Source organism: Aeromonas salmonicida, from assembly GCF_028355655.1.
Lineage (GTDB): Bacteria > Pseudomonadota > Gammaproteobacteria > Enterobacterales > Aeromonadaceae > Aeromonas > Aeromonas salmonicida.
Genome location: NZ_CP110645.1, coordinates 1,118,936 through 1,144,489 on the forward strand (window position 1 = coordinate 1,118,936; position 25,554 = coordinate 1,144,489).

A 25,554-nucleotide genomic window follows, 5' to 3' on the forward strand; every position below is an offset into this window, starting at 1 on the left:
TTACCGGCTCCCACCACGCCGACCTTGCTGGGACGGGGAATGCGGGGATCCGGCTGTCATGATTTGTAATACTTTTGGCGGTTTTTCAGCCTTTCTGGCGGCCGAATGCCTGAATGCCGCGCGTCAGCACCAGCAGGCCGAGCACATGAAAGGGCAGGGAGAGGGCAAGTAGCAAGAGCCAGTGGGCTTCGCTGCCGCTGGCATTGATAAAGCCTATCCAGGCGACCAGCAGGGTCAGCATGCCGGCTATCTGAAAACGGCGGCGAAGCACCACCTCCACCCCCAGGTTGGCGAGATAGAGGGTCAAGAGTATGCCGCCGAAACCGGTGAGCTGGGCCGTGCCATACAGATCTCTGTCCGGATTGAACAGCAAGCTGAAGAGCGGCGTCAGACCCTGATCTTGCGGGATCAGGGTCAGCAGCCAGCAGGCGATCAGTAGCAGGGCAGTTTTCATCGGCTTAGTCGGCGGAGGATGCCGGTTTGACCAGGCTGAGGTAGTTGGCATCCATGGTGAGGAATACACCCAGCAAGCGAGCACTGGCGCCGTAGAAACCAAAGGGGTCAGCGGCGCGGCAAGCGGCTTCGAAATGGGGGAACCAGGCCAGCAGATGGCCATGCAGCAATGCTTCCTGCTCGCCTAGCCACTGTTCACGCTGATCGGCACTGGGGGCTTCGGCGGCACGTATGATGAGGTTGCCCATCAGATCCAGTTCGACCCCAAGGTGATCGACCGGCTGCGGGTATTTGGCACTGACATCGATGGCAAGGCGCACCAGTCGTTGCTGCATGCGGCCGAGGGATGAGGCATCCAGATGGGCGGATTCATAAGGTTGAACGGCCGTATCGGCCAGAAACAGTCCCTTGAAGTCGGCCGCCAGGGCAGTGGCGCGCTCGTCACGCACCAGCAGGCGGGCGATGGCCTCATTGAGCTCGGCGACGGCCGGGCGCATGGGATCCAGCGTGGAGAGGCTCTTCAGGAAGCTTCGCACATCGTAGCTGTCGTATTCGGCGATCTGTTCATCGCTGAGCTCGGCGCTAAACAGGGTGGCGAACCACCAGTAAAGTTCGGCCCGACGTTCGCTAGTGGCCAGAAATTCCTGCATTTTTCCTCCGTGGATGGCAAGCGGGAAACAGAGTGAGCCCGATTCTAACGGCTTTGGCAGAAAAGTTAACCCATAGGTGACAATTCGGCGAACAAGCCAGAAAAAACGCCGCCGATGGCGACGTTTTCAGGGCGTATTGATGGCAACTCAGAGGGGGCGGGTCTCGAACTGAGGCAGCCTATCGGCTATTTCGTGCCGGGCCGTATTGGAGCCCACGAAGATGTGGAAGCCGGGTCGAGGATCCTGAGGCGTAATCGGCCCCGGAGAACTTGCAGCTCCCAGGGTGATGAATCAGATATCAGATCTCTTCGCGGTAGATCGCCTTCTTGCAACGGGTGCAGATATGCTGGCGGCGAAAATCGGTCTGGTGCAGCAGGCCGACATCCAGTTGCTGATGATGGCCGCAGTGAATGCAGAAGATGATATCGCCATCGATGGCCTCCGGGTGCGCCGCCAGATACTGCTCTTTGGTGGGCAATGTCTCCCACTGGGTGGTGAAAGGGCTTTTGCGACTGCCGGTATAGTAGACCCAATAGAAAACAGCGAATACCGATATGATCAGAAAAAGCATCAGGTTATCCATCATGGTGTACCTCCGTGTTGAGGTGATGCAAGGAAGGATGAGAGAGGCTTGACCCGCCATGGAACAGGTGTGCCGAGTGGAAATTCTTGTTGCCAGCGTTCGGTCGGCAGGCAGGCTGGCGAAAGCTCAGTGCCAGGGGAAGGTGCAAATTGAGATCCATCGGGAGCGTGGCGAGGGTCTTGCCCGGCATGTTTTGCCTCCATCTATAGGCGGTGCAACCGCTGTGCCGTGTAAAGATGTTATCTGTTAGTAACGGCTATATCCATGATCCGGCTCTGGTTTTGGCTGTTTGTTGTCCCGGTTTCTGTTTACTGGCAGGGCTATGGTGTGATGGGTATCGGGGACGGATGGACAGAGGGAGGATTATTCGCCAGCACTAATGTCAGCGCTATAGCTAAGGGGAGAGCCTGCACTGATTTCGAAATTTGCGACACATTTTACATTTTATAAACATTTTTTTGGGTGGTTGGACTGTCTCTTTGATCCAGCTCACGTTACAATGCGCGGGCCCACTTCACCTAACGCGCAAACGATTTTCAGGAGAGAAACGGATGTTGAAACGTGACATGACCATCGCCAATTATGATCCGCAATTGTGGCAGGCCATCACAGACGAGACCCGTCGTCAGGAAGAGCACATCGAGCTGATCGCGTCTGAGAACTACACCAGCCCCCGTGTCATGGAAGCCCAGGGCTCCCAGCTGACCAACAAGTACGCTGAAGGCTATCCGGCCAAGCGCTACTACGGTGGTTGCGAGTACGTCGACGTGGTTGAAACCCTGGCCATCGAGCGCGCCAAGGAACTGTTTGGTGCCACTTACGCCAACGTGCAGCCGCATTCCGGCTCCCAGGCCAACAGCGCCGTTTACATGGCTCTGCTGCAGCCGGGCGACACCGTGCTGGGCATGAACCTGGCTCATGGCGGTCACCTGACCCACGGCTCCCCCGTCAACTTCTCCGGCAAGCTGTACAACATCATTCCTTACGGTATCGATGAGTCCGGCAAGATTGACTATGACGAAATGGAACGTCTGGCCGTTGAGCACAAGCCGAAGATGATGATAGGTGGCTTCTCCGCCTACTCAGGTATCGTCGACTGGGCCCGCATGCGTGAAATCGCCGACAAGATTGGTGCCTGGCTGTTCGTTGACATGGCTCACGTCGCCGGTCTGATTGCCGCTGGTGTCTACCCGAACCCGGTGCCCCACGCTCACGTGGTTACCTCCACTACCCACAAGACCCTGGCCGGTCCCCGTGGTGGTCTGATCCTCTCCGCCGCTGACGACGAAGATCTGTACAAGAAGCTGAACTCAGCCGTCTTCCCGGGCGGCCAGGGCGGCCCGCTGATGCATGTCATCGCCGGTAAAGCCGTGGCATTCAAAGAGGCGCTGGAGCCCGAGTTCAAGACCTATCAGGCTCAAGTCGTCAAAAACGCCAAAGCCATGGCGGCGACCTTCATCGAGCGCGGTTACAAGATCGTCTCCGGCGGTACCGACAACCATCTCATGCTTGTTGATCTGATCGGCCGTGAGCTGACCGGGAAAGAAGCCGATGCCGCTCTTGGCAAAGCCAACATCACAGTCAACAAGAACTCGGTGCCGAACGACCCGCGTTCCCCGTTCGTCACCTCAGGTGTGCGGATCGGTACCCCGGCCATCACCCGCCGCGGTTTCAAGGAAGCAGAGTCCATCCATCTGACCAACTGGATCTGTGACGTGCTGGACAACCATGACAACGACGAAGTGCTGGCCAACACCCGCGAAAAGGTGCTGGATATCTGCCGTCGTTTCCCGGTTTATGCCTGATACACCAGCCATGCTGGTTTGAGACCAATGCCACCTGCGGGTGGCATTGTTTTTTCTGTTTCGGCCCCGCCATGGGCGCCGAGCTTGTGCAGCAGACATAGGAGGCATAATGCCAGCCCAGCCCGGTATCACAGATGACGCTCTGATCGTGTCCATCCGTGCCCAGTACCATTTTCGCGATAGTCCGGAGGGGCTGCTGGCATGGGATGTACGGCGTCTGGTGCGGTTGAGCCAAGGTTTGCCGGTGCAAGCTGTGCCATTGGTGCAGATTGCCGAACTGGATACCGATCACTGGTACGGACACGGCGTGGTCAGACCCACGGTGCGCAGCATAGCCGAGCATTGTCAGTTGATTGCCAGTGCTTCCCTTGCCTATCCCATCATTCTGGATAGTGCAGGTCGGGTCATGGATGGCATGCACAGGGTGTGCAAGGCATTGATAGAGGGGCACACTCACATTGATGCGGTGCAGTTTGCGCAAGATCCGGTACCCGACCACGCAGGTTGTGAGCCCGACGACTTGCCCTATGACGACTGAGCTCAAGCTTGACTGAAGGGTTAAATATCGCCTTGCTGGCGGTATTTTTTTAGCTGGAGAAAGTGCGATGAAGAGAGTGCTGGAAATCCGCAGTTATCGGCTCAAGGCGGGGAGCCGCGCCGCGTTTCATGCGCTGGTGACCGAGCAGAGCATGCCACTGCACCGTAAATGGGGGATGGATGTGGTGAGCCACGGTCCCTCCCTGCATGATCCGGATGCCTATTTTCTGATGCGGGCATACGATGATCTTGCGCATCTGAGCGCTTCCCAGGCGGCATTCTATGCAACGGATGCTTGGCGAGAAGGCCCGAGAGACGCCATTGTTGCGCTGATCGAAACGGATGCAAATACCGTCATCAGCTTGCCTGCAACGGCCATAGACGGACTTCGCACCCTCTGAAGTGTTTAAGGAATATAGACGGTGACATATTGTTTTTCTGGGCTTTTACCGGTTTTGGATGGCCGTGCTACACTGGCCCGCCAAGATCCTGCCCCTGTGGTCAGGTGCCCTGTTTGTTAACGCCGGAGGTCCGATGCATTGCCCTTTCTGTAGTGCGGTTGATACCAAGGTGATCGATTCCCGTCTGGTGGCAGAAGGCCATCAGGTACGCCGCCGTCGTGAGTGCCTGCTCTGTCACGAGCGCTTCACCACCTTCGAGATGGCCGAGCTGGTGATGCCCCGTGTCATCAAGTCCAACGGCTCCCGCGAGCCCTTCAATGAAGAGAAGCTGCGTGGTGGCATCCTGCGGGCGCTGGAGAAGCGACCCGTGAGCATGGAAGCCATCGAAAAGGGGGTCAACCATATCAAGTCCTGCCTGCGAGCCACCGGTGAGCGCGAAGTCGCCTCCCAGCTGGTGGGTAATCTGGTGATGGATGAGCTCAAGAGCCTGGACAAGGTCGCCTATATCCGTTTTGCCTCCGTCTATCGCAGCTTCGAGGACATCCGCGAGTTCGGCGAAGAGATCGCCAAGCTGGAGAAATAAGCTTCCCAATGTCCGGTTACGCTGCGCTAATCGAACCTACAACGCCCATTTTCTCGCTTTGAACGGGAGCCCAGATGTTTAGTCAAGATGATTACCAATGGATGAATCGGGCCCTTGAACTGGCCCGCCGTGGCCGCTATACCACGGCCCCCAATCCCTGTGTCGGCGCCGTGTTGGTGAAAGCCGGCGTTGTGGTCGGCGAGGGATGGCACAAACGAGCCGGAGAACCCCATGCAGAGATCTATGCCCTGCATGAGGCCGGTGACGAAGCCCGTGGTGCGACCGCTTATGTGACCCTGGAGCCCTGCTCCCATCATGGACGTACCCCCCCTTGCGCCGAGGCGCTGATCAAGGCCGGGGTGACCCGGGTGGTGGCGGCCATGGTCGATCCCAACCCCGAGGTGGGCGGGCGTGGTCTGCGGATGTTGTCGGAAGCGGGCATCAAGACCGATTTTGGCTTGCTGTCGAGCGAAGCCGAGGCGCTCAATCCGGGCTTCTTCAAGCGGATGCGTACCGCTTTTCCGCTGGTGACCGTCAAACTCGGTGCCAGCCTCGATGGCCGCACCGCCATGGCAAGCGGCGAGAGTCAGTGGATAACGGGCCCCCTGGCCCGTGCCGATGTGCAGCGGCTGCGCGCCGGTCACGACGCCGTGCTCTCCAGCGCCGCAACCGTGCTGGCCGATGGCGCCTCCCTGACGGTGCGTTGGGATGAGCTGCCCCCTTCTCTCAAGGCCACTTATGCCAAAGAGACGCTGCGCCAGCCTCTGCGGGTCATCGTCGATTCCCAGAACCTGCTGACCCCGGACTTGCCCCTGTTCCAGAGCACAGGCCCTGTCTTGCTGGCCCGTCACAAGGCGGCTGGCGACTGGCCTGAATGGGTGCAGCAACTGGAGCTGCCCCTGCTGGATGGCAAGCTGGATCTGGTCAGCCTCTTTATGCTGCTGGCCAAGCGGAACATCAATTCCGTGCTGGTGGAAGCCGGCCCCAGGCTTTGCGGTGCCTTGCTGGACAAGGGGCTGGTGGATGAGCTGGTGCTTTATCAGGCGCCGAAACTGATGGGTGATGAGGGGCGTGGCCTGTTCCATCTGCCAGCGCTCACCCGTCTTTTCCAGGCGCCCAAGCTCTGCATCAAGGATGTGCGGCTGGTGGGACAGGATATCCGCATCACCGCCAGGATAGCCTGATTTTCCAATCGTTATCGGGGGCCGAACCGGCCCCGTCATCATCAAGGTGATCTGCATGTTTACCGGAATTATCGAAGCGGTGGGAACCCTTGCCGCGCTGCGCCGCCAAGGCGAGGACATGGCCCTCACAGTTCACGCGCCGACGCTGGATTTTGGCGACGTCAAGCTGGGCGACTCCATTGCCACCAATGGCGTCTGCCTGACCGTGATTGGTCTTGGCGACAAGAGTTACACCGCCGATGTGTCGCTGGAAACCCTGTCCCGTACCGGCTTCGCCGCGGCCAAAGTCGGCGATCCCGTCAATCTGGAGAAGGCCTTGATGCCGACCTCCCGGCTTGGCGGCCATCTGGTCTCCGGTCATGTGGACGGGGTGGGTGAGGTGAAGAGCAAGTCCAGCAGCGGCCGCGCCATCGAATACTGGATCAAGGCACCGGCGGAACTCTCTCGCTACATCGCCGAGAAGGGGTCGATCGCGGTAGATGGCATCAGCCTGACGGTCAATGCCGTGCAGGGGGACTTGTTTCGCCTCACCATAGTGCCGCACACCGCCCAGGAGACCACCATAGCCCGCTGGAAACCGGGTCATCACGTGAATCTCGAGGTGGATCAGATAGCCCGTTATCTGGAGCGGCTGATGCAAGGCAAGGCGCAGGACGCTGCTACCTCCAGCCTGACCCTGGAGAAACTGGCCCAGTCCGGTTTCCTGTAAGTGGCGAAACAGCTGACCAAAACGATTTTCTGTGATCCCGCTCTGATTGAAATGGGGCCCAGAGCCCCCATCTAGAGCAACATAATTCTGTATCAAAGTGAGCCTCCGGGCTCAATCCCCGAAGCAAGTTGATGGAGTAGCCCATGGCGCTGAGCACAACCCAGGAAATCATTGCCGATATCAAGGCTGGCAAGATGGTGATCCTGATGGATGACGAAGACAGGGAGAACGAAGGGGACCTCATCATGGCCGCCTCCTGTGTCCGCCCGGAGGATATCAACTTCATGGCCCGTTACGGCCGTGGCCTCATCTGCCTGACCTTGACCCGGGATCGCTGCAAGCAGCTGGCGCTGCCGCTGATGGTTGATCGCAACAATGCCCAGTTCTCCACTGCCTTCACCGTGACCATCGAAGCGGCCGAGGGGGTGACCACAGGTATTTCGGCGGCGGATCGCGCCGTCACAGTACAGGCCGCCGTAGCGCCCGATGCCAAGGCCGCCGACCTGGTGCAGCCGGGCCACATCTTCCCGCTGATGGCGCAGGATGGTGGTGTGCTGACCCGTGCAGGTCACACCGAAGCGGGTTGCGATCTGGCCCGTCTTGCCGGTTACGAGGCCGCTTCCGTCATCGTAGAGATCCTCAACGAGGATGGCTCCATGGCCCGTCGTCCGGATCTGGAAGTGTTCGCCGAGCAGCATGGCATCAAGCTCGGCACCATCGCCGACCTCATCGAGTACCGCAACCAGCACGAGACCACGGTGGAGAAGGTGGCCGAGTGCAAACTGCCCACCGAGTTTGGCGAGTTCGACCTCATTACTTTCCGCGACACCATCGACAACCAGGTGCACTTCGCCCTGAAGAAAGGCGACATCCAGACCGAGCAGCCAACCCTGGTGCGGGTACACCTGCACGATGTGCTGAGCGATCTGCTGTTGACCGACCGCCATGCTGCCCGCAGCTGGCCCTTGCCCAAATCCATGGCCCGCATCGCCCAGGAAGGCGGCGTGCTGGTGATCCTGGGGGCCGAGGCCCACGGCGCCGAGTTGCTGGCGCGGGTCAAGGGCTTCGAGGCCGCCGACAAGGGGCTGCAACCGGAAGGGGCCAAGTGGCAGGGTACTTCGCGTCGGGTCGGTGTCGGCTCCCAGATCCTCAAGACCCTGGGGGTTGGCAAGATGCGGCTCTTGAGCTCACCGAAGAAATACCACGCTCTGGGTGGTTTCGGTTTGGAAGTGGTGGAATACGTAGGCGAATAAGCCTGATGCCATGAAATAAGGGATGACCTCGGTCATCCCTTATTGTTTTGCCTTAGCGGCGACGGCGCAACCAGACAAGCGGCAGCAGCAACAGGGCTCCGAGGCCCATGGCGCCACCACCGCCACCACCATTTGAGGTCGTGGTCGTTGTGGTGTCCGGGATCTTGGTGGGTTCGCTGGTGAGGCTCATCAGGGCGGCCTCAAGACGCTGACTCGCGCCTCGCTCGTCAGTGACTGTGAGCTCTACCCCCTGCAGGCGAAGTGTGCCGAGGGTGTCGTTGCCGTCGGCACGAAGGCGCAGTGTGCAGGTTTGGCCTGCTTCCAGACGGCTGGGACAGCTGTTGCTCATGGCCGGAGCATCGCTGTAGACGCCGCTCAGGGTCACAGCCTGGTTGCTGCGATTGGCAAGCAGGTAGTCGGCCCAGCCACTGGTGCCGGAGGGCAGGATGAGGCCGCGGATCGTGGTCAGGGTGACGCCCTGCTGCTGCTCGGTGATCCAGTCACTAAAGGCAGGAGCGTAGACATAGCCACCGGCGCTGCCGGTTGCACAGGGGAAAGCCCCGTAGCTGGTCACGCCGACCAGCTTTCCGCCATAAGTCAGCGGACCACCACTGTCGCCTTTGCAGGAGTCCTGACCGATCTGGTTGCCAGCGAAAATGTGGGTTGTGGTGGGGTCACCGTACCAGTAGTCGCGTTCCCCCCGATAGGCGAGATCCACCGCCAGCAGCTGTGGACTGGATGTGGTCGCGTCAGGGTTGGTGCCGCCGTAACCAAGGGCATGCAGCATGGTCGTGCTCCACTGCCAGGTATCCTTAATGGTTGGGTCAGCGATGGCAATGGGGGACTGGGTAACCGGGGTGGCAAGGTGCAGCAGGGCCACATCCGAGGCGTTCGGGGGTTCGCCATAACCCAGATTGCCCAGTAGATTGACATAATACTCGGGGTGCATCAGCACCTGGTCGACCTTGCTGCGAGCGTGGGGACGGCTCAGGTCAGTCACTCCGATGGCGACTTCCATGGGGCCGGACTGGGCATCGCCTACGCAATGAGCGGCGGTGAGTACCCACTGCTTGTCGATGAGGGTGCCGCCACAGAAATTGCTCCAATTGCCGTTGACGACTTCCCCGATGGCAACCATCCAGCTTGGGGCCGTCACAGCGCTGCCGCCGATGATGCGCGGACTGCCAGCATCGGCCTGGACAGCCAGTGGCAGCAGGCAGGCGAAGGCGACGCTGCTGCGTTTGAAATCCAACATACTGAACTCCTTGATGTTATTATTTTTACCCCGTGCCAGGGCCCGGTATTATTAACAGGTCGGAGCAGCTAATTAAAATCTCAATAGTGGTCTCGTTGTCGAAACTGTGATGCATGTTTTTGTCCGATTCCCCTTTGTGCTAGAATGTGCGCACTTTTGACTCCGGCCCCTTTTGATTGCACAGATACAGGATTTCCAATGAAGGTTATCGAAGGAAATATCGCCGCTCCTGAGGCGCGCGTTGCTATTGTCGTTGCCCGTTTCAACAGCTTCATCAACGAAAGCCTGGTGGACGGTGCTGTGGACGTACTGAAGCGTCAAGGCCAAGTCCAGGACAGCAATCTCACCCTGGTACGAGTGCCGGGCGCCGTCGAAATTCCCTTGGCTATCAAAAAGCTGGCCAAGAGTGGTCAATACGATGCCATAGTTGCGCTGGGCACCGTCATCCGTGGCGGCACCTATCACTTCGAGCTGGTGGCAAGCGAGAGCAGCAAGGGCATGGCCCAGGTAATGATGGAATATGAAATTCCGGTTGCCTTTGGCGTGCTGACCACCGAAAACATTGAACAAGCCATCGAGCGCGCCGGTACCAAGGCGGGTAACAAGGGTGCAGAGGCTGCACTGAGCGCGCTCGAAATGATCAACGTCCTGAAACAGCTGGACGTGTAACGAGGAGAAGTACATTGAAACCGTCCGAGCGCCGTAAAGCCCGCCATTGCGCCACCCAGGCCATCTACCAGTGGCAGATGACCAGGGCCAACGTGGGCGACATCGAAGAGCAGTTCAAGATCGATCAGGACACCAAGGGTGTGGACCTGAACTATTTCCGCGATCTGCTGTTCGGGGTAGCCCTCCACTGCAACGAGCTGGACAAGGTGTTTGCACCTTTCCTCTCCCGTCCGCTGGAAGAAGTGGACATGGTGGACAAGGCGATCCTGCGTCTGGCGACCTATGAACTGACTCGTCGCGATGATGTGCCGCCCCGTGTGGTGATCAACGAAGCGATCGAGTTGGCCAAGGCCTTTGCTGCCGATGACAGCCACAAGTTTGTCAACGGTGTACTGGACAAGGTGATCAAGACGCTGAACAAGCGTTGATCCTGATGTCCATCAGCATCACGAGCGTGTTTACGGCTTCGCAGCAAGATCGTGAACCGCTTTGAAGAGAGGAGCCAGCCTAACCGCTGGCTTTTTATTGCATGGGTGAATTTGAGCTGATTGATAAGTACTTCAAGATCCCCCACGCCCGCAAGGACGTGGTAATGGGCCCTGGAGATGACTGCGCCCTGCTGACCCTGCCAGCGGATACCCAGCTGGCGGTGAGCACAGACACCCTGGTGAGCGGCGTCCATTTTTTTCCCGACATGGATCCGGTGGATCTTGGCTACAAGGCGCTGGCGGTCAATTTGTCCGATCTCGCCGCCATGGGGGCCGAGCCGCGCTGGGTCTCGCTGGCACTGACCCTGCCCGCCATCAATGAAAGCTGGGTCGCAGGTTTTGCCGAAGGCTTTCTGGAGTTGGCCGAATACTACAATGTGGCGCTGGTGGGCGGTGACATGACCCGCGGCCCGCTTTCCATCACAGTCTCGGTGAAGGGATCCGTTCCCGCAGGCCGAGCCCTGATGCGCAGCGGCGCCAAGGCCGGTGATGGCATCTATGTGACCGGTACCCTGGGGGATGCCGCCCTGGCGCTCTCCCATCTGCTTGGCAAGCGTACCCTCAACGAGAACCAGCTGGCCGCCGTGCTGCCCAGGCTCGATCATCCCCATCCCCGTATTCTGGCCGGTCAGGCCCTGCGCGGGCTGGCGGGCAGTGCGCTGGATCTTTCAGATGGGCTTTCCTCGGATCTCGGCCATATCCTCAAGGCCTCCGGCGTGCGGGCCCAGATTGACCTTGGTCTGCTGCCCCTCTCGCCCGTGCTGCAGGATGCGGTGCCCGAGCAGGATGCCTGGCAGCTGGCGCTGGCCGGGGGCGATGACTACGAGCTTTGCTTCACCGTGCCCGAGGAGTATCGCGGCGCGCTGGACACGGCACTCGCCAACTGTGGCGTCAAGTTCACCCGCATAGGCCGCATCCTGGCCGGTGAGCCGGGTATCGACTATGTCCGCGGCGAGCAAACGGTCGAGCTGCAATTGACAGGCTGGGATCACTTCGCATGACCTTGTTTATGATAAAGCCCGAGCTGAAAAGGCTGAACCTGAAGAACCTGCTCCATTTTCTGGCGGTGGGGTTTGGATCCGGCCTCTCTCCCAAGGCACCGGGTACCATGGGGACGCTGGCCGCCATACCGCTGTACCTGCTGGTGAGCGGGCTTTCCACTCCCTGGTTCATTGCCCTGCTGGTGGTGGGTTTCGTGGCGGGTATTCGCATCTGTCAGAGTGCCACTGACGCCATCGGTATGCCGGATCACGGCGCCATCGTCTGGGATGAAGTGATCGGCTTTGGCGTGACCATGATAGCGGCGCCAGCCGGCTGGGCCTGGGTGCTGGCCGGCTTTGTGCTGTTCCGGTTGTTCGATGTATTCAAGCCCTGGCCCATCTCCTGGTTTGATCGCCGCATTCACGGCGGACTCGGCATCATGCTGGACGATCTCATCGCCGGTTTGTTCGCCCTGCTTTGTATGCAATTATTGGCATATTGGCTGGGTTGAATTACCCGACCAGGGGGATGGCCACGCTGGCATCCCCCTATATACCACTGTTTAATTTTCATTCGCCGGCATATGCTGCCGTTTAAAAATCATTTCACATAAATATTCACTACTCATTCGAAGCTTAATGCTATTGTGCTGATAGTGAATATTCCCGTCTGTTGCGTCTTTGTTGAAAGTAAAAGCACTAAAAATGATTGGTGGTGGTCATATAGTCTGGTTATGTGACATAAGTCATCATTTATGACTATCGGAATACCCTCTGACTAGGCAAAGTATTGCGAAATTGTATAACCCGATCATTTACACTCGCGGTTAAACCGTCTAAGTTACTCGCGGGTTATTCCAAAAAAATGCAAAAAACCCGCCCGGATCGCTGGTTTAACTGCCTCATGGATTGAGCGTTTCTTACTCAGAACAAGCACTCAAGATAAGTACCAAGGCAAACCGGCATCTGCGGCTGATTTACGGACGAATTATTTGGGACGGATGTCCCCCGCAGAGGTAAACATGTCCTTGCTCGAAGTGAAAAACTTGCGGATCGAGTACCCCTCCCGCTATGGGGTGCTGGCCGCGGTCAAAGATCTCTCTTTGTGTGTCGAAAAAGGGGAGATTGTCGGTGTGGTAGGCGAATCTGGCGCCGGAAAATCCACCATAGGCAACGCCGTCATCGACCTGTTGAGCCCACCGGGTCGCATCGCCCGTGGCGACATCTATCTCAACGGCGAACTCATCTCCGGCAAGAGCCAGAACGAGATGCGAGCTATCCGTGGTTCCCGCATCGGTTTCATCTTTCAAGATCCCATGACCTCCCTCAACCCCTTGTTCACCGTTGAACAGCAGTTGGTGGAAACCATTCTGGCCAATACCGACCTTTCCCGTGAGGCGGCCTTTGCCAAGGCCCTCGAGCTGATGGGGGCGGTGGGGATCCCGCAGCCCGAGCTGCGGATCAAGCAGTATCCCCACCAGTTCTCCGGCGGCATGCGTCAGCGGGTCGTTATCGCCATCGCCCTGAGTGGCGATCCCGAGCTCATCATTGCCGATGAGCCGACCACGGCCCTCGACGTCTCCATTCAGGATCAGATCCTCCAGCTCATCCGCAACCTCTGCAAAGAGCGCCAGGTGGGCTGCATGCTGGTGACCCACGACATGGGCGTGGTTTCCAACGTCACCGACAAGGTGGCGGTCATGTACCGCGGTGATCTGGTGGAGTTCGGTACCACTGAACAGGTGCTGGGCCGCCCCAATCACCCTTATACCCGCAGCCTCATCTCGGCTGTGCCCCGCTCGGACGTCAAACTGGTGCGCTTCCCGCTGGTCTCCTATATCGAGGATGCCAGTGCGCCGGATACCAATATCGATCTCAAGACCCACTGGCTCGGTCAGAGTCAGGACGAGCGCGCTTACGAAGGGGCCCTGCTGCGGGTGGAGAACGTGGATCTGAGGTTTGTCACCAAGGATTCCATCTTCCCGAGCCGCCGTCAGTACGTGCGGGCTTGTAACAACATCAGCTTCGAGATCTTCGAAGGGGAGACCTTCGGCCTAGTGGGGGAGTCGGGCTCCGGCAAATCCACCATAGCCCGCGCCATTACAGGGCTTTATCCGCCCGATACCGGCAAGATCTTCTTCGAGGGGATCGATCTCACCGCGCTCAAGAGCGAGCGTGAGCGTCGCCCCCTGCGCCGCCAGATGCAGATGGTATTCCAGAACCCTTACTCCTCGATGAACCCGCGCATGAAGGTGCGTGACATCATCGCCGAGCCCATCCGCTTTCATAAGCTGGCGGGCAGCGAGAGCCAGATCGAGGGGATCGTCAACGATCTGCTCGATCACGTCGGGCTCGGCCGTGGTGCCGGGGTCAAGTATCCCCACGAGTTCTCCGGCGGTCAGCGTCAGCGCATCTCCATCGCCCGAGCCCTGGCGACCCGCCCGCGCTTCCTCATCTGTGACGAGCCCACCTCGGCGCTGGATGTGTCGGTCCAGGCCCAGATCCTCAACCTGCTCAAGGATCTGCAGCAGGAGCTTGGGCTCACCATGCTGTTCATCAGCCATGATCTGCCGGTGATCCGCCAGATGTGCGATCGCATCGGTGTGATGCAGCACGGTCATCTGGTGGAAGTGGCCGAGACCGAAAAATTGTTTACCAATGCCGAGCATGAGTACAGCCGCAAGCTGATTTCCCTCATGCCGGAATTCAAGGGAATGTCCCGTGAGGGGCTGGAAATCGCAAGCTAGGAAAGCACCGGTTCGCCGGTTTGTCTGTCAATAAGAAAGCCAAAAGCATGGAGAAAGACATGAAGAAAGGATTATCCAAGATCGCCATGGCGCTGTTCGCCGCCGGCCTCGCCTTTAACGTTTCTGCCGTCGACATCAAGGTCGCCGTTGCATCGGATGCCACCTCGCTGGACCCGCAGGAGCAGCTCTCCGGCCAGACCCTGGAGATGTCGCACCTGGTGTTCGATCCCCTGATGCGTTACACCCAGGATCTGAAATTCGAGCCACGTCTGGCCGAGAAGTTCGAGCGTATCGATGACAAGACTGTCCGCTTCCACCTGCGCAAGGGCGTCAAGTTCCACTCCGGCAACGACTTCACCGCCGATGACGTTGTGTGGACCATCAATCGCCTGAAATCCTCCGTCGATTTCAAGGCCATCTTCGATCCTATCGCCGAAGTGAAAAAGGTAGATGACTACACAGTCGATCTGATCACCGCCAAGCCGTTCCCGCTGGTGCTGCAGACCGTCACCTATATCTTCCCGATGGACTCCAAGTTCTATACCGGCAAGACAGAAGCAGGCAAAGACAAGGCCGAGATCGTCAAGAACGGCGACTCCTATGCTTCTACCAATGTCTCCGGTACAGGTCCGTTCAGCGTCAAGTTCCGCGAGCAAGGCGTCAAGCTGGAGTACACCCGCAACGCCAACTACTGGGACAAGGCTTCCAAGGGCAACGTTGACAACCTGACAGTGGTGCCGATCAAGGAAGATGCGACCCGTGTTGCCGCCTTGCTGGGCGGGGACGTGGATGTCATCTATCCGGTTGCCCCGAACGATCTGGAGCGCGTCAAGAATGGCAAGGACACCCAGCTGGTGACCCTGTCCGGTACTCGCGCCATCATCATAGAGCTGAACCAGAACACCAACCCGGCGTTGAAAGACAAGCGCGTGCGTCAGGCGATCAACTACGCCATCAACCAGGTGGGTATCGTCGACAAGATCAACAAGGGATTCGGTACCCCCGCTGGCCAGCTGAGCCCGAAAGGCTATGCCGGTCACAACGAAGCGCTGGTACCACAATATGACCTGACCAAGGCCAAGGCGCTGATGAAGGAAGCGGGCTACGAGCAGGGCTTCAAGATGACCTTCATCTCCCCGGCTGCCCGTTACGTCAACGACGTCAAGATTGCCCAGGCGGTCTCCGCCATGCTGGCCAAGATCAACATCAAGGTGGATCTGAAGACCATGCCGGTGGCGCAATACTGGCCCGAGTTTGACAAGTGCGCCGCTGACATGCAGCTGATCGGCTGGCACTCGGATACCGAAGACAGTGCCAACTTCTTCGAGTTCCTGACCTTTACCAAGGATGCCAAGACCGGCATGGGTCAGTACAACTGCGCGGGCTATGCCAACGCAGAAGCTGACAAGATGGTGATGGAAGCGAACACCGAAACCGATCCGGCCAAGCGTGCTGCCATGTTGCAGAAGGTGGAAGCCATGCTGATCGACGACGCAGCCTATGTGCCGCTCCATTGGGAAGATCTGGCCTATGGCGCCAAGAAAAACGCCGACATCAAGCCCATCGTCAACGTAATGAACTTCCCTTACTTCGGCGATCTGGTGGTCGGCAAGTAAGCGAGTCGCAAGGAAGGACTGAGCGGGGGTTGCCTGTGGCGACCCCCGCCATTAACAGAAGCCTGTGCCAAGACACAGGCCACGTAGAAGGACAAGCATGTTTACATTCCTGCTGAAACGGTTCTATCAGGCCGTGATAGTGATGTTCGTCATCAGCCTGGTCGCCTTCTCCATCCAGGACAACCTGGGGGATCCGTTGCGCGAGCTGGTGGGACAATCCGTCTCCGAAGCCCAGCGTCACGAATTGCGCGAGAAGATGGGCCTGAACGATCCTTTCCTCATCAAATACAGCCGCTTTTTGAAAAATGCGGTGCATGGGGATCTGGGCACCTCCTATTTCTTCAAGCGACCGGCCCTCGAGGTGATCCTCGACAAGCTGGTAGCGACCCTTGAGCTGGTGTTTGGCGCCGCCGTGATCATAGTGGTGGTCTCCATTCCGCTTGGGGTCTACTCCGCGATCCGCCCGCGTAGCATCCTGACCAAGATCATCATGGCCGTGAGCAGCATAGGCATCTCCATCCCTGTGTTCCTGACCGCCATCATGTTGATGTACCTCTTCTCCATCCAGCTTGGCTGGCTGCCGGCCTATGGCCGTGGCGAGACCGCCAATGTGCTTGGCTGGGAGTCGGGTTTCTTCACTTGGGACGGTATCCTGCACCTGATACTGCCGGCTGTGTCCCTCTCCTCCATCATGCTGCCGCTGTTTATCCGGCTGGTACGCTCCGAGATGCTGGAGCAGCTCTCATCCGAGTACGTGAAGTTTGCCCGTGCCAAGGGGCTGGACAACAACAAGGTCTACTACCAGCACGCTCTGAAAAACACCATGCTGCCGGTGATTACCGTCGGTGGCGTGCAGATCGGCACCATGGTGGCTTACACCATACTGACCGAGAGCGTGTTCCAGTGGCCGGGAACCGGTTTCCTGTTCCTTGAGGCGATTCACAGAGTGGATACGCCGCTGATCACTGCCTACGTCATCTTCGTGGGACTTATCTTCGTGGTGACCAATACCCTGGTCGACCTGCTCTACGGGTTCATCAACCCGACCGTCAACCTGACCGCCAAGGGGTAACCGCATGAGTAACGCTGTAACTGCAAGCCCAAGCCGTTGGGCTCGATTCAAGAACTCTGATTTTGTCTACTACTTCCTGCGGGACAAGGTAGCCATGTTCAGCTTTGCGGTGTTTGTGGTGTTCGTGCTGGCGGCGTTGTTGGCGCCCTGGCTGGCACCGCACAACGTCTATGACCAGACCAGTTTTGATCTGATGGATGCGGAGCTGCCACCCTCCTGGCTGGATGGTGGCGAAGAGCGCTTCTGGCTCGGCACCGACAATCAGGGGCGCGATATCTGGAGCACCATCCTCTATGGTGCCCGCATCTCGCTCTCCATCGGCCTGTTCGCGGTGGGGTTGCAACTGGTGCTCGGCATCGTCATCGGCCTGATCGCCGGTTACTTCGGTGGTCGCATCGACAGCCTGCTGATGCGCTTTGCCGACGTGCAGCTGTCGTTCTCCACCATGATGGTGGCCATTATCATCTCCGCCATCTTTCAGGCAACGTTTGGCTCCGAGTTTTACTCCAAGTTTGCCATCCTGATGCTGGTAGTGATCATCGGCATTGCCGAGTGGCCCCAGTATGCGCGGACTGTGCGTGCCTCTGTGCTTGCCGAGAAGAAGAAGGAATATGTGGAAGCGGCCAAGGTGATGGGGTTCCGTGCCCCGCGCATCATGTTCCGCCACATTCTGCCGAACTGTCTGTCACCCATCCTGGTGATCTCCACGGTGCAGGTGGCCAACGCCATCATGAGCGAGGCGGCACTCTCCTTCCTCGGATTGGGAATGCCGGTGGATCAACCTTCGCTGGGCTCGCTCATCAGTGTCGGCTTCAACTACATCTTCTCGGGCTCCTGGTGGATCACCGCCTTCCCCGGCATCTGTCTGGTGGTGCTGGTGCTGGTCATCAACTTGCTGGGTGACTGGTTGCGGGATGTGTTTAACCCGAAGATCTACAAGGGTTGACTCGGGTCAGAAGTGAAAACAAAAGAAGGGCGCCATAAGGCGCCCTTCTTTATTGCTTGCGATTGTAGCCAGTGTTTGCGTCAGGCTTGCAGCCAGGCCTCTATGCTGGCTTGAATGCCCGTGCTGTCGAGTCCCAGCAGCGCATAGATCTCTTCCTGGGTGCCTTGCTCCACGAAGCGATCCGGCAGGCCCAGATTGAGCACCGGCTTGCACTGCTTGTTGCGCATCAGCAGCTCGTTCACCGCAGAGCCGGCGCCACCCATGATGGCGTTGTCCTCTATGGTCACGAACTGGTCGTGGCTGGCAGCAAGCGACAGCACCAGCGCCTCATCCATCGGCTTGACGAAGCGCATGTCCACCAGAGTGGCATCAAGCGCCTCGGCGGCAGCCCTGGCCTGCTGCAGCAGTGTACCGAACGCCAGTATGGCGGTGCCTTTGCCATTGCGGACGATGCGCCCCTTGCCGAGTTCCAGCACCTGCATCTCGGTCTGCACCTCGATACCTGTGCCACTGCCACGGGGATAACGCACCGCAGCCGGCTGGTTGCACTGATAGCCGGTGTAGAGCATCTGACGACACTCGTTCTCGTCGGACGGGGTCATGACGACCATGTTGGGCACGGTGCGCAGGAAGCTGATGTCGAACGCCCCTTGATGGGTCGGCCCATCGGCGCCTACCAGACCAGCCCTGTCGATGGCAAACAGCACCGGCAATGACTGCAGCGCCACATCATGGATCACCTGGTCGTAGGCCCGTTGCAGGAAGCTGGAGTAGATGGCAACCACAGGTTTCTTGTCGGCGATGGCAAGGCCGGCGGCGAAGGTGACCGCATGCTGTTCGGCGATGGCCACATCGAAGTAGCGATCCGGATACTGCTGGCTGAACTTGACCAGCCCCGAGCCCTCGCGCATGGCGGGGGTGATGCCGACCAGCTTCTCGTCTTTCGCCGCCATGTCGCACAGCCACTGGCCGAAGATGGCGGAGAAGCTCGGCTTGCCGCCACTCGCCTTGGGCAATGTGCATTCGTCCGGATCGAACTTGGGCACACCGTGATAACCGATGGGGTCTTTCTCGGCAGGCTCATAGCCCTTGCCCTTCTTGGTCTTGACGTGCAGCAGCTGCGGGCCCTTGAGATTACGCATGTTGCGCAGGGTTTCGACCAGCGCCTCAATGTCATGGCCGTCGATGGGGCCTATGTAATTGAAGCCGAACTCCTCAAACAGGGTACCGGGCACTACCATGCCCTTGAGGTGCTCTTCGGCCCGTTTGGCCAGCTCCTTGACCGGTGGCAGCCCCGCCAGCACCTTCTTGCCGCCTTCGCGGATAGTGGTGTAGAGCTTGCCAGACATGATGCGGGCCAGATGGTTGTTCAGCGCCCCCACATTCTCGGAGATGGACATCTCGTTGTCGTTGAGCACCACCAACATGTCCTTGTGGACATCGCCGGCGTGATTGAGCGCCTCGAATGCCATGCCGGCGGTGATGGCGCCGTCACCAATCACTGCCACCACCTTGCGACCCAGGCCCTCGCTCTCGGCGGCAACGGCCATGCCGAGCGCCGCACCTATGGAGGTGCTGGAGTGACCGACCGAGAGCACGTCATACTCGCTCTCGCCGCGCCAGGGGAAGGGGTGCAGGCCGTCTTTCTGACGAATGCTCTGCATCCGGTCGCGACGCCCGGTCAGGATCTTGTGGGGATAGGCCTGATGACCCACGTCCCACACCAGCCGATCGAACGGGGTGTTATAGACGTAGTGCAGCGCTACCGTCAGCTCGACGGTGCCGAGCCCGGAGGCGAGATGACCACTGGAGCGACTCACCGAACGCAGCAAATATTCACGCAGTTCGTTGCACAACAGCGGCAGCCGTTCGAAGGGCAGGGATCGCAACTCGACCGGCGTATCCGCGAGGGCCAGGTTGGGGAAATTGCTTATATCAACGCTCATATTGTTACTGTTATCCAGCGTTTAGTGGGTTCGCTCAATGATGTAATCGGCAAACGCTTCCAGAATGTCGGTATTGTAGGGCAAAGATTGCAAGGCTGTTAAGGCTTTACCGTGCAGTTCGCGAGCCAGCTCACGGGCATTGTCGAGTCCGAGCAGGGCCGGATAGGTACTTTTTTCCTGTGCCAGATCAGAGCCTTGTGGCTTGCCCAGTGTCACTGTATCCCCTGTGATGTCGAGGATGTCATCCTGTACCTGAAAAGCGAGCCCTATGGCTGCCGCGTATGTTTGCAGCGCCGCCAGTGTGGTGTCGTCTACGTCGGCCTTGCACAGGGCACCGAGTGCCACGGCACATTCGATCAGGGCGCCAGTCTTGTGGCGATGCACCTGCTCCAGCTCGGGGAGGCTGATCTGGCGGCCTTCGGCCTGCAGATCCAGTGCCTGTCCGCCACACATGCCAAGGTAGCCGGAGGCGCGGGCCAGAGTGCTCAGCATACGTACCCGGTTGGCCAGAAGGCCGTCGGGCAGGGGATGATCTGCCAGAATGGAGAAGGCCAGGGTCTGCAAGGCATCACCGGCCAGGATGGCGGTACCTTCATCAAATGCCTTGTGTACTGTCGGTTGACCACGACGCAAGTCATCGTTGTCCATGGCGGGCAGATCGTCGTGCAGCAGCGAGTAGGCATGGATGCACTCCACTGCCGCGGCAGGGCCGTCCAGCAGCTCGCGTTTGACGCCCAGCATCTCACCCACGGCATAGACCAGGAAGGGGCGCACCCGCTTGCCGCCGAGCAGCAGACCATAGCGCATGGCATCGCGCAGACGCGGAGCCATGGCGGGCAAGGATTCAAGTTGTGCAGACAGACAGTCGTCAATACGTTGCCGATGCAGACGGGAAAAATCGTCCAGCGTCACTCATTCCTCTCCTTGCTCTGGCTGGAAGGGGACTGCTTGCTCAGTGCCATCGGCCTGAGTCAGCAGGATCTGGATCTTCTGTTCGGCCTGTTCCAGCTTCTGCTGGCCAGCCCGTACCAGGTGGACACCCTGCTCGAACTGCTTGAGCGCCTCTTCCAGCGGTAAGGAACCTTGTTCCAGTTGATGAACTATGGTTTCCAGCTCTTCCAGAGTGGCATCAAAACTCAGGCGGTCGATTTTCTTACTGGCCATGTTCATCCTCGGGGATTGAAAAAAACGGCTTATCTTAACATCGACGACGCACAGGGGGGAGGCAGAAAAGTGCGGTCGGCTTAAACTCTCGGAAAAGTGGCCGATAATAAGCCATCTTGTTGGTAAGGAAAAATGTGGTGGCCCTTGCCGCTGACGAGCCAATAGCAGAAAATTCAACAAACTACAGATATAACAAATTTCAGCTTACAGGGGAGTAGGGACGTGGATCTAGGTAGTCTGATTGGCATAGTGCTGGGATTTGGGGTGGTGGTGTATGGCATGCTGCTGGGGGGCCCCATGAGCATGTACATCGATATGCCCTCCGTCTACATCACCATTCTGGGTTCCATCTTCATCGCCATGATGAAGTTCAATATCGGTCAGTTTTTGATGGCGTTCAAGATTGCTGGCAAGGCGTTTCTCTACAAGGGCGACAAGCTGGATGACCTCATTATCAAGGCGGTCGAGTTGGCTGATGCCGCCCGCAAAGGGGGGTTTCTGGCGCTGGAAGCCGCCGAAGTACCAAACACCTTCATGAAAAAAGGCATCGACATGCTGGTGGATGGTCATGATGCGGATGTCATCCGCGCCGTGCTGGAGAAAGACATAGAGCTGACCGCGGAGCGCCATGTCATCGCCATCAAGGTCTTTCGGGCGCTGGGAGATCTGGGCCCTGCCATGGGCATGATAGGTACCCTGGTGGGCCTTGTTGCCATGCTGGCCAACATGAGTGACCCCAAATCCATCGGTCCAGCCATGGCGGTAGCCTTGCTGACCACGTTGTATGGCGCCATCGAGGCCAACATGATTGCGATTCCCATCGCCGACAAGCTGGAGTTGCGCAGCGGTGAAGAGCAACTGAGCCGCTGCCTGGTACTGGACGCCATCATGGGCATTCAGGATGGACAGAACCCGCGGGTAATCCAGTCAATGCTGCAAAATTACCTGAACCAGTCCAAACGCAACAATGGCAGCGAGTAATCCCCATGGCTAAGTGCAAGTGCCCGCCACCTGGTCTGCCCGGTTACATGGGGACCTTCGCCGATCTGATGTCGCTATTGATGTGCTTCTTCGTACTGCTGCTCTCCTTTGCCGAGATGGATGTACAGAAGTTCAAGCAGATCGCAGGCTCCATGGAGAAGGCATTCGGCGTACAAAACATTCTGGAGGTGAAAGATATCCCCAAAGGAACCTCCGTCATTGCGCTGGAGTTCAGACCTGGTCGTCCCGAACCGACCCCCATCGATACCATCATGCAGCAGACCATCGACATGACCCAGACCGAGCTGGATTTTCAGCCCGGTGATGCCGATCAGGCGGGTGGCCATGACAAGGTTGAGGGGCAGCTGAGCGGTGGTGATACCCAGCAAGAGGCGCAGAAGCAGCAAGAGGTTCAAAAGCAGCAGGAGCAGTCCAATGCCCTGGCCAAGGCGCTGGCCGAGCAGATGAAAGCCCAGATTCAGGATGGTGCCATTGAGGTGGAGGCCCTGGGTCAGCAGATTATCATCCGGATCCGTGAGAAAGCAGCCTTCCCGGCCGGTTCAGCTTTCTTGCAACCCCAGTTCTGGCCGGTTATTCGCAAAGTTGCCAGCTTGTTGAAAGATGTGCCAGGTGAGATAACCGTGTCGGGTCATACCGACAACATAGCGACCGAAAATGAGCTGTTTCAATCGAACTGGGATCTTTCATCCCAGCGTGCGGTGGCGGTGGCTCACCAGATGATCAAGGTTCCTGGCTTTGATGGTAAACGCTTGGTGGTGCAAGGCATGGCGGATTCCCAGCCCCTGGTGCCCAACACCAATCCGGACAATCGGCGTATGAACCGGCGAGTGGAGATCTCCATCATGCAGGGCAAACCGACAGTGTCGGCCCCGATTGGCGTCTCTGAGCCCAAGTAGTGTTCGCCAGGAAGTCCACTTCCGCTTGCCGCGGTTATCCCCGATAGCCGCGGTTTTCCTTTTAGGGCCGCACTGAAGTGCCGCTCAACCGCTTTGTGATGGCGACTTGCTAAGGATATTGGGCGTGAGCAGCAGATTGAATTGTTATCAATCTTTTGTTTCTGTCATCACCCGATCCGCCAAACCGGCGGCAACATCCTTGTCATCGCGCTGATCGGCTTCTCGAGGCTGCGAGAGCTTGCGCCGCTGAGGATCGCCATCATTGGCATTGATTCAAGCCAGTTCATGCCTTCCCTGCCCGCCGCTGGATCCACGGCGTCAATTATTCAGTGCTCTTACAAACCCTGTTTTCTATGTATGTCAGCGTACAGACCCCCTGTTCTGCTCGATTTATGCTCATGATGGCTGGTGCAGGATCCCATTTCCATTTCCGGTTCTCGCGCCCTCATTCATATCACTATCAGGAGTTCACCATGAACAAGGATCAACTCAAGGGTCGTAGCGAAGAGAGCAAAGGCAAAGGGAAGAGTGACAAGGAATCGACCGGCGCTGCTCAAAAATCCACTGGTAAAGATCGGGTCACTGCAGAAGATCGCAAGGATGCCAAAAAGGGAAAATGAACCGTCAACGCGTTGGCCACTCAGTGGTCAACTCTCTTCCCCCATCCCGTTATTTGCCAAATAATGTCAGGAGCATCAAATGATCGATACCAATGTAACCAATACCGGCCGCCCGCTTGGCCCCAGAGTACTCAGTGCCAGTACGCTCAATGGCAACGATGTGTACAACCCGAGGGGTGAAAAGCTGGGCTCTATCAAGGAGCTCATGCTGGACATCGACAATGGCAAGGTTTGCTACGCAGTGTTGTCGTTCGGCGGTTTCCTTAGTCTCGGCGAAAAGCTGTTTGCAGTGCCGTGGCGCGCCCTGAAGGTCGATACTGAAAAGAAATGCTTTGTCATGGATACCGATGAAGAACACATGAAGAATGCCCCGGGGTTTGATAGTAATAGCTGGCCCGACATGGCTGATACCTCTTGGGAAAAGAGCATCAACAACTATTACAACACCAGATCCTGACGCCATGTTGCGATCTTGTTTGACGCTGATGCTTGTTGTGAATCCTATCAGCCGATAATCAGATGAGAACACAGCCTGGAAGTGCCTCTAAGCAGTTTTCCACTTAGGCAGGAGACAAGGCTCGATGCTGTGGTGGATCTGATCAAACAAGCAAAATGAAAGTATTGCAGCCAGGGCAAAGGTCGCCTTGGCTGCCTCAGTTACCTCGCTTTTCTTCACGACCTTCGCGGCATTCAGTACTCTAAAGCGCGATCCCGCTCGCAGGGACTGACATGGATTTTGTGCTGGCTTCATATTAAGATGCCCCATCCGAACCGATAGCTGCGGCTCTCTTTGATTGCCGCAGCTTCTCTTTTTCAAGCAACCCAGGTTTCGACTATGAATCATACTCCGATGACTGTTCGCGGCGCGGAAAAGCTGCGTGAAGAACTCGACTATCTGAAGAGCGAGCTTCGTCCGCAGATAATCGAAGCGATTGCAGATGCCCGTGAACATGGCGATCTGAAAGAAAACGCCGAATACCATGCCGCCCGTGAGCAGCAAGGTTTCTGTGAAGGTCGTATTCAGGAAATTGAGAGCAAGCTCTCCAATGCCCAGGTGATCGATGTCACCAAGATTGCTAACAATGGTCGCGTCATCTTCGGTGCAACCGTGACTCTGCTCAAGAGCGAGACGGAAGAAGAAGTGGTCTACCGTATCGTGGGTGACGACGAATCGGACATCAAACAGAACATGATTTCCGTGAACTCGCCCATTGCCCGAGCCTTGATCGGCAAGGAAGTGGACGATGTTGTCATCGTCAAGACGCCGGCTGGCGATGTGGAATACGAGATCCTGGCCGTCGCCTACCTCTGATGTGAGGTGATGCCTGAAACAGGGGAGCACGGCTCCCCTGTTTGTATTTAGCGGGGTTGGTAAGCCTGGGTGAACGCATCCTGATGGCGCTGGAACATCCAGCTTCGCAGTCGTTCCAGGTCCGGTTTGGCCATCTGGAAGTGGAGTGCCCAGCCTTGTACGCCATTGCGCTGATGGATATGCCTGACCAGCTCGGCGCAGAGGGGGAGAGGGGCCAGTTCATGAATGAGCAGGGTACCGCTGAGAGTGGTGCCAACGGTCAGTCTGGTCGGCAAGCCTTCCACTACAAGCCCATCCAGCGACAGACTGTGTACCAGATATTCGGTTTCGGCTACCTTGAAGCGGGCTTTTTCATCCAGGCGCCAGGCGCGCAGATGGGGGTAGCCCAGCTCCTTGATGACGGGCGCGGCGATGCGTGGTTCGACAAAGCCATCGTCTCCCTGAGTGAAACGCAGCGGAAATCGAAGTTGATGCCCGGCAAAGCGGGCTTCGAGTACCAGTTGATCGGCGCGTTGCAACAGCCCGAGCAAGGGAGTGGCGAGATAACCGCTCAGGGATTGTCCGGCGGCCATCTCCTGATCGCTCCCCAAGTCCCGTAGCATGGCCAGTTCATCTTCGGTGAGAATCTGATGGTGATCCATAGCGGGTATCCAGGAGTATTCATCGCAGGTTAAGGGCCTGGC

General features: G+C 58.0%; 28 protein-coding genes. 20 read left to right on the forward strand and 8 right to left on the reverse strand.

Translation table 11 applies throughout. From position 1 onward, the window contains the following. Positions 1-85: 85 nt before the first annotated feature. From ONZ54_RS05515 to ONZ54_RS05525, 3 genes are all read right to left on the reverse strand, one after another. Entirely contained in the window at positions 86-454 is a 369-nt protein-coding gene (locus ONZ54_RS05515; RefSeq protein WP_005317625.1) for a hypothetical protein, read from the reverse strand. Positions 455-458: 4 nt separating this feature from the next. Continuing rightward, a complete protein-coding gene (gene torD / locus ONZ54_RS05520) occupies positions 459-1,103 on the reverse strand; it encodes a molecular chaperone TorD (protein ID WP_265455789.1) in 645 nt (214 codons plus the stop codon). 298 nt (positions 1,104-1,401) lie between these two features. Then, positions 1,402-1,689, reverse strand: coding sequence for a hypothetical protein (locus ONZ54_RS05525; protein ID WP_021138124.1), 288 nt, complete (start codon positions 1,687-1,689; stop codon positions 1,402-1,404). A gap of 548 nt (positions 1,690-2,237) precedes the next feature. On the opposite strand from ONZ54_RS05525, the gene glyA reads away from it, so the two are divergent. The 7 genes from glyA (at position 2,238) to ribBA (ending at position 8,158) form a co-directional block, all read left to right on the forward strand. Then, the gene (glyA, locus tag ONZ54_RS05530) at positions 2,238-3,491 is read left to right on the forward strand and encodes a serine hydroxymethyltransferase (protein WP_005317611.1); all 1,254 of its coding nucleotides are present in this window, start codon (positions 2,238-2,240) and stop codon (positions 3,489-3,491) included. A 109-nt stretch (positions 3,492-3,600) separates the two neighbouring features. Then, positions 3,601-4,029, forward strand: a complete 429-nt coding sequence (locus tag ONZ54_RS05535; RefSeq protein ID WP_271787659.1) for a ParB N-terminal domain-containing protein — start codon at positions 3,601-3,603, stop codon at positions 4,027-4,029. A 67-nt stretch (positions 4,030-4,096) separates the two neighbouring features. Next, entirely contained in the window at positions 4,097-4,429 is a 333-nt protein-coding gene (locus ONZ54_RS05540) for an NIPSNAP family protein (protein WP_271787660.1), read from the forward strand. A gap of 133 nt (positions 4,430-4,562) precedes the next feature. Then, positions 4,563-5,012, forward strand: a complete 450-nt coding sequence (nrdR, locus tag ONZ54_RS05545) for a transcriptional regulator NrdR (RefSeq protein ID WP_005317604.1) — start codon at positions 4,563-4,565, stop codon at positions 5,010-5,012. Between the two features lie 74 nt (positions 5,013-5,086). Beyond that, complete coding sequence (gene ribD, locus ONZ54_RS05550; protein WP_271787661.1) at positions 5,087-6,196, forward strand: bifunctional diaminohydroxyphosphoribosylaminopyrimidine deaminase/5-amino-6-(5-phosphoribosylamino)uracil reductase RibD; 1,110 nt, start codon at positions 5,087-5,089, stop codon at positions 6,194-6,196. Between the two features lie 55 nt (positions 6,197-6,251). Then, positions 6,252-6,905: a riboflavin synthase E1 gene (ribE1, locus tag ONZ54_RS05555; RefSeq protein ID WP_058393748.1), complete on the forward strand. Its 654-nt coding sequence runs from the start codon at positions 6,252-6,254 to the stop codon at positions 6,903-6,905. A 143-nt stretch (positions 6,906-7,048) separates the two neighbouring features. Further along, positions 7,049-8,158, forward strand: a complete 1,110-nt coding sequence (gene ribBA, locus ONZ54_RS05560) for a bifunctional 3,4-dihydroxy-2-butanone-4-phosphate synthase/GTP cyclohydrolase II (protein ID WP_059168114.1) — start codon at positions 7,049-7,051, stop codon at positions 8,156-8,158. 52 nt (positions 8,159-8,210) lie between these two features. On the opposite strand, the gene ONZ54_RS05565 is transcribed toward ribBA, so the two are convergent. Next, entirely contained in the window at positions 8,211-9,413 is a 1,203-nt protein-coding gene (locus tag ONZ54_RS05565; RefSeq protein ID WP_271787662.1) for a S1 family peptidase, read from the reverse strand. A gap of 198 nt (positions 9,414-9,611) precedes the next feature. On the opposite strand from ONZ54_RS05565, the gene ribH reads away from it, so the two are divergent. The 8 genes from ribH to ONZ54_RS05605 all read left to right on the forward strand — a co-directional run bounded on the left by ribH (position 9,612) and on the right by ONZ54_RS05605 (position 17,931). Then, positions 9,612-10,082: a 6,7-dimethyl-8-ribityllumazine synthase gene (gene ribH / locus ONZ54_RS05570; protein ID WP_005317595.1), complete on the forward strand. Its 471-nt coding sequence runs from the start codon at positions 9,612-9,614 to the stop codon at positions 10,080-10,082. Positions 10,083-10,096: 14 nt separating this feature from the next. Beyond that, complete coding sequence (gene nusB / locus ONZ54_RS05575) at positions 10,097-10,510, forward strand: transcription antitermination factor NusB (protein ID WP_005317593.1); 414 nt, start codon at positions 10,097-10,099, stop codon at positions 10,508-10,510. 101 nt (positions 10,511-10,611) lie between these two features. Next, entirely contained in the window at positions 10,612-11,571 is a 960-nt protein-coding gene (gene thiL, locus ONZ54_RS05580) for a thiamine-phosphate kinase (protein WP_271787663.1), read from the forward strand. After that, positions 11,568-12,062, forward strand: coding sequence for a phosphatidylglycerophosphatase A family protein (locus ONZ54_RS05585; RefSeq protein ID WP_271787664.1), 495 nt, complete (start codon positions 11,568-11,570; stop codon positions 12,060-12,062). Before thiL ends, ONZ54_RS05585 begins: the two co-directional genes overlap by 4 nt. A 510-nt stretch (positions 12,063-12,572) precedes the next feature. Further along, positions 12,573-14,297, forward strand: a complete 1,725-nt coding sequence (locus tag ONZ54_RS05590) for a dipeptide ABC transporter ATP-binding protein (protein WP_005317588.1) — start codon at positions 12,573-12,575, stop codon at positions 14,295-14,297. Positions 14,298-14,356: 59 nt separating this feature from the next. Continuing rightward, positions 14,357-15,913, forward strand: coding sequence for an ABC transporter substrate-binding protein (locus ONZ54_RS05595; protein ID WP_271787665.1), 1,557 nt, complete (start codon positions 14,357-14,359; stop codon positions 15,911-15,913). 97 nt (positions 15,914-16,010) lie between these two features. Continuing rightward, positions 16,011-16,985: an ABC transporter permease gene (locus ONZ54_RS05600; protein WP_005317584.1), complete on the forward strand. Its 975-nt coding sequence runs from the start codon at positions 16,011-16,013 to the stop codon at positions 16,983-16,985. Positions 16,986-16,989: 4 nt separating this feature from the next. Beyond that, the gene (locus tag ONZ54_RS05605; protein ID WP_011898427.1) at positions 16,990-17,931 is read left to right on the forward strand and encodes an ABC transporter permease; all 942 of its coding nucleotides are present in this window, start codon (positions 16,990-16,992) and stop codon (positions 17,929-17,931) included. 80 nt (positions 17,932-18,011) lie between these two features. Here the strand turns inward: ONZ54_RS05605 and dxs are convergent, their stop codons facing one another. From dxs to xseB, 3 genes are read right to left on the reverse strand one after another with little or no spacing between them, the layout of a single operon-like run. Then, a complete protein-coding gene (dxs, locus tag ONZ54_RS05610) occupies positions 18,012-19,877 on the reverse strand; it encodes a 1-deoxy-D-xylulose-5-phosphate synthase (RefSeq protein WP_271787666.1) in 1,866 nt (621 codons plus the stop codon). 21 nt (positions 19,878-19,898) lie between these two features. Beyond that, the gene (gene ispA, locus ONZ54_RS05615; RefSeq protein ID WP_271787667.1) at positions 19,899-20,789 is read right to left on the reverse strand and encodes a (2E,6E)-farnesyl diphosphate synthase; all 891 of its coding nucleotides are present in this window, start codon (positions 20,787-20,789) and stop codon (positions 19,899-19,901) included. After that, the gene (gene xseB / locus ONZ54_RS05620; protein ID WP_005317577.1) at positions 20,790-21,041 is read right to left on the reverse strand and encodes an exodeoxyribonuclease VII small subunit; all 252 of its coding nucleotides are present in this window, start codon (positions 21,039-21,041) and stop codon (positions 20,790-20,792) included. Between the two features lie 222 nt (positions 21,042-21,263). Between xseB and pomA the strand changes: the two genes are divergently transcribed. The 5 genes from pomA to greA all read left to right on the forward strand — a co-directional run bounded on the left by pomA (position 21,264) and on the right by greA (position 24,871). Then, entirely contained in the window at positions 21,264-22,022 is a 759-nt protein-coding gene (pomA, locus tag ONZ54_RS05625; protein ID WP_005317570.1) for a flagellar motor protein PomA, read from the forward strand. A 5-nt stretch (positions 22,023-22,027) separates the two neighbouring features. Then, positions 22,028-22,939 carry a flagellar motor protein MotB gene (locus ONZ54_RS05630; RefSeq protein WP_059168108.1) on the forward strand — a complete coding sequence of 304 codons (912 nt, stop codon included), beginning with the start codon at positions 22,028-22,030 and terminating at the stop codon, positions 22,937-22,939. A gap of 473 nt (positions 22,940-23,412) precedes the next feature. After that, positions 23,413-23,559, forward strand: a complete 147-nt coding sequence (locus tag ONZ54_RS05635) for a hypothetical protein (RefSeq protein WP_005317567.1) — start codon at positions 23,413-23,415, stop codon at positions 23,557-23,559. A 79-nt stretch (positions 23,560-23,638) separates the two neighbouring features. Next, the gene (locus ONZ54_RS05640) at positions 23,639-24,016 is read left to right on the forward strand and encodes a PRC-barrel domain-containing protein (RefSeq protein ID WP_058393758.1); all 378 of its coding nucleotides are present in this window, start codon (positions 23,639-23,641) and stop codon (positions 24,014-24,016) included. A 378-nt stretch (positions 24,017-24,394) separates the two neighbouring features. Next, positions 24,395-24,871 (forward strand): transcription elongation factor GreA, encoded by a 477-nt coding sequence (gene greA, locus ONZ54_RS05645; protein ID WP_005317553.1) that lies wholly within the window; start codon positions 24,395-24,397, stop codon positions 24,869-24,871. Between the two features lie 47 nt (positions 24,872-24,918). Here the strand turns inward: greA and ONZ54_RS05650 are convergent, their stop codons facing one another. Next, positions 24,919-25,512, reverse strand: coding sequence for a hypothetical protein (locus tag ONZ54_RS05650; RefSeq protein WP_059111420.1), 594 nt, complete (start codon positions 25,510-25,512; stop codon positions 24,919-24,921). Positions 25,513-25,554 lie beyond the last annotated feature (42 nt).

What these genes read in the sequence shown, in the direction of transcription:
- dxs (WP_271787666.1), bottom strand. Translation starts at nt 19,877, where the DNA reads ATGAGCGTTGATATAAGCAATTTCCCCAACCTGGCCCTCGCGGATACG.
- ribE1 (WP_058393748.1), top strand. Translation starts at nt 6,252, where the DNA reads ATGTTTACCGGAATTATCGAAGCGGTGGGAACCCTTGCCGCGCTGCGC.
- ONZ54_RS05595 (WP_271787665.1), top strand. Translation starts at nt 14,357, where the DNA reads ATGAAGAAAGGATTATCCAAGATCGCCATGGCGCTGTTCGCCGCCGGC.
- ribD (WP_271787661.1), top strand. Translation starts at nt 5,087, where the DNA reads ATGTTTAGTCAAGATGATTACCAATGGATGAATCGGGCCCTTGAACTG.
- ONZ54_RS05605 (WP_011898427.1), top strand. Translation starts at nt 16,990, where the DNA reads ATGAGTAACGCTGTAACTGCAAGCCCAAGCCGTTGGGCTCGATTCAAG.
- thiL (WP_271787663.1), top strand. Translation starts at nt 10,612, where the DNA reads ATGGGTGAATTTGAGCTGATTGATAAGTACTTCAAGATCCCCCACGCC.
- torD (WP_265455789.1), bottom strand. Translation starts at nt 1,103, where the DNA reads ATGCAGGAATTTCTGGCCACTAGCGAACGTCGGGCCGAACTTTACTGG.
- greA (WP_005317553.1), top strand. Translation starts at nt 24,395, where the DNA reads ATGAATCATACTCCGATGACTGTTCGCGGCGCGGAAAAGCTGCGTGAA.
- ONZ54_RS05585 (WP_271787664.1), top strand. Translation starts at nt 11,568, where the DNA reads ATGACCTTGTTTATGATAAAGCCCGAGCTGAAAAGGCTGAACCTGAAG.
- ONZ54_RS05540 (WP_271787660.1), top strand. Translation starts at nt 4,097, where the DNA reads ATGAAGAGAGTGCTGGAAATCCGCAGTTATCGGCTCAAGGCGGGGAGC.
- ONZ54_RS05535 (WP_271787659.1), top strand. Translation starts at nt 3,601, where the DNA reads ATGCCAGCCCAGCCCGGTATCACAGATGACGCTCTGATCGTGTCCATC.
- ONZ54_RS05565 (WP_271787662.1), bottom strand. Translation starts at nt 9,413, where the DNA reads ATGTTGGATTTCAAACGCAGCAGCGTCGCCTTCGCCTGCCTGCTGCCA.
- ribH (WP_005317595.1), top strand. Translation starts at nt 9,612, where the DNA reads ATGAAGGTTATCGAAGGAAATATCGCCGCTCCTGAGGCGCGCGTTGCT.
- xseB (WP_005317577.1), bottom strand. Translation starts at nt 21,041, where the DNA reads ATGGCCAGTAAGAAAATCGACCGCCTGAGTTTTGATGCCACTCTGGAA.
- ONZ54_RS05630 (WP_059168108.1), top strand. Translation starts at nt 22,028, where the DNA reads ATGGCTAAGTGCAAGTGCCCGCCACCTGGTCTGCCCGGTTACATGGGG.
- ONZ54_RS05515 (WP_005317625.1), bottom strand. Translation starts at nt 454, where the DNA reads ATGAAAACTGCCCTGCTACTGATCGCCTGCTGGCTGCTGACCCTGATC.
- ONZ54_RS05650 (WP_059111420.1), bottom strand. Translation starts at nt 25,512, where the DNA reads ATGGATCACCATCAGATTCTCACCGAAGATGAACTGGCCATGCTACGG.
- ONZ54_RS05640 (WP_058393758.1), top strand. Translation starts at nt 23,639, where the DNA reads ATGATCGATACCAATGTAACCAATACCGGCCGCCCGCTTGGCCCCAGA.
- ONZ54_RS05600 (WP_005317584.1), top strand. Translation starts at nt 16,011, where the DNA reads ATGTTTACATTCCTGCTGAAACGGTTCTATCAGGCCGTGATAGTGATG.
- ONZ54_RS05525 (WP_021138124.1), bottom strand. Translation starts at nt 1,689, where the DNA reads ATGATGGATAACCTGATGCTTTTTCTGATCATATCGGTATTCGCTGTT.
- ONZ54_RS05635 (WP_005317567.1), top strand. Translation starts at nt 23,413, where the DNA reads ATGAACAAGGATCAACTCAAGGGTCGTAGCGAAGAGAGCAAAGGCAAA.
- ONZ54_RS05590 (WP_005317588.1), top strand. Translation starts at nt 12,573, where the DNA reads ATGTCCTTGCTCGAAGTGAAAAACTTGCGGATCGAGTACCCCTCCCGC.
- glyA (WP_005317611.1), top strand. Translation starts at nt 2,238, where the DNA reads ATGTTGAAACGTGACATGACCATCGCCAATTATGATCCGCAATTGTGG.
- ribBA (WP_059168114.1), top strand. Translation starts at nt 7,049, where the DNA reads ATGGCGCTGAGCACAACCCAGGAAATCATTGCCGATATCAAGGCTGGC.
- nrdR (WP_005317604.1), top strand. Translation starts at nt 4,563, where the DNA reads ATGCATTGCCCTTTCTGTAGTGCGGTTGATACCAAGGTGATCGATTCC.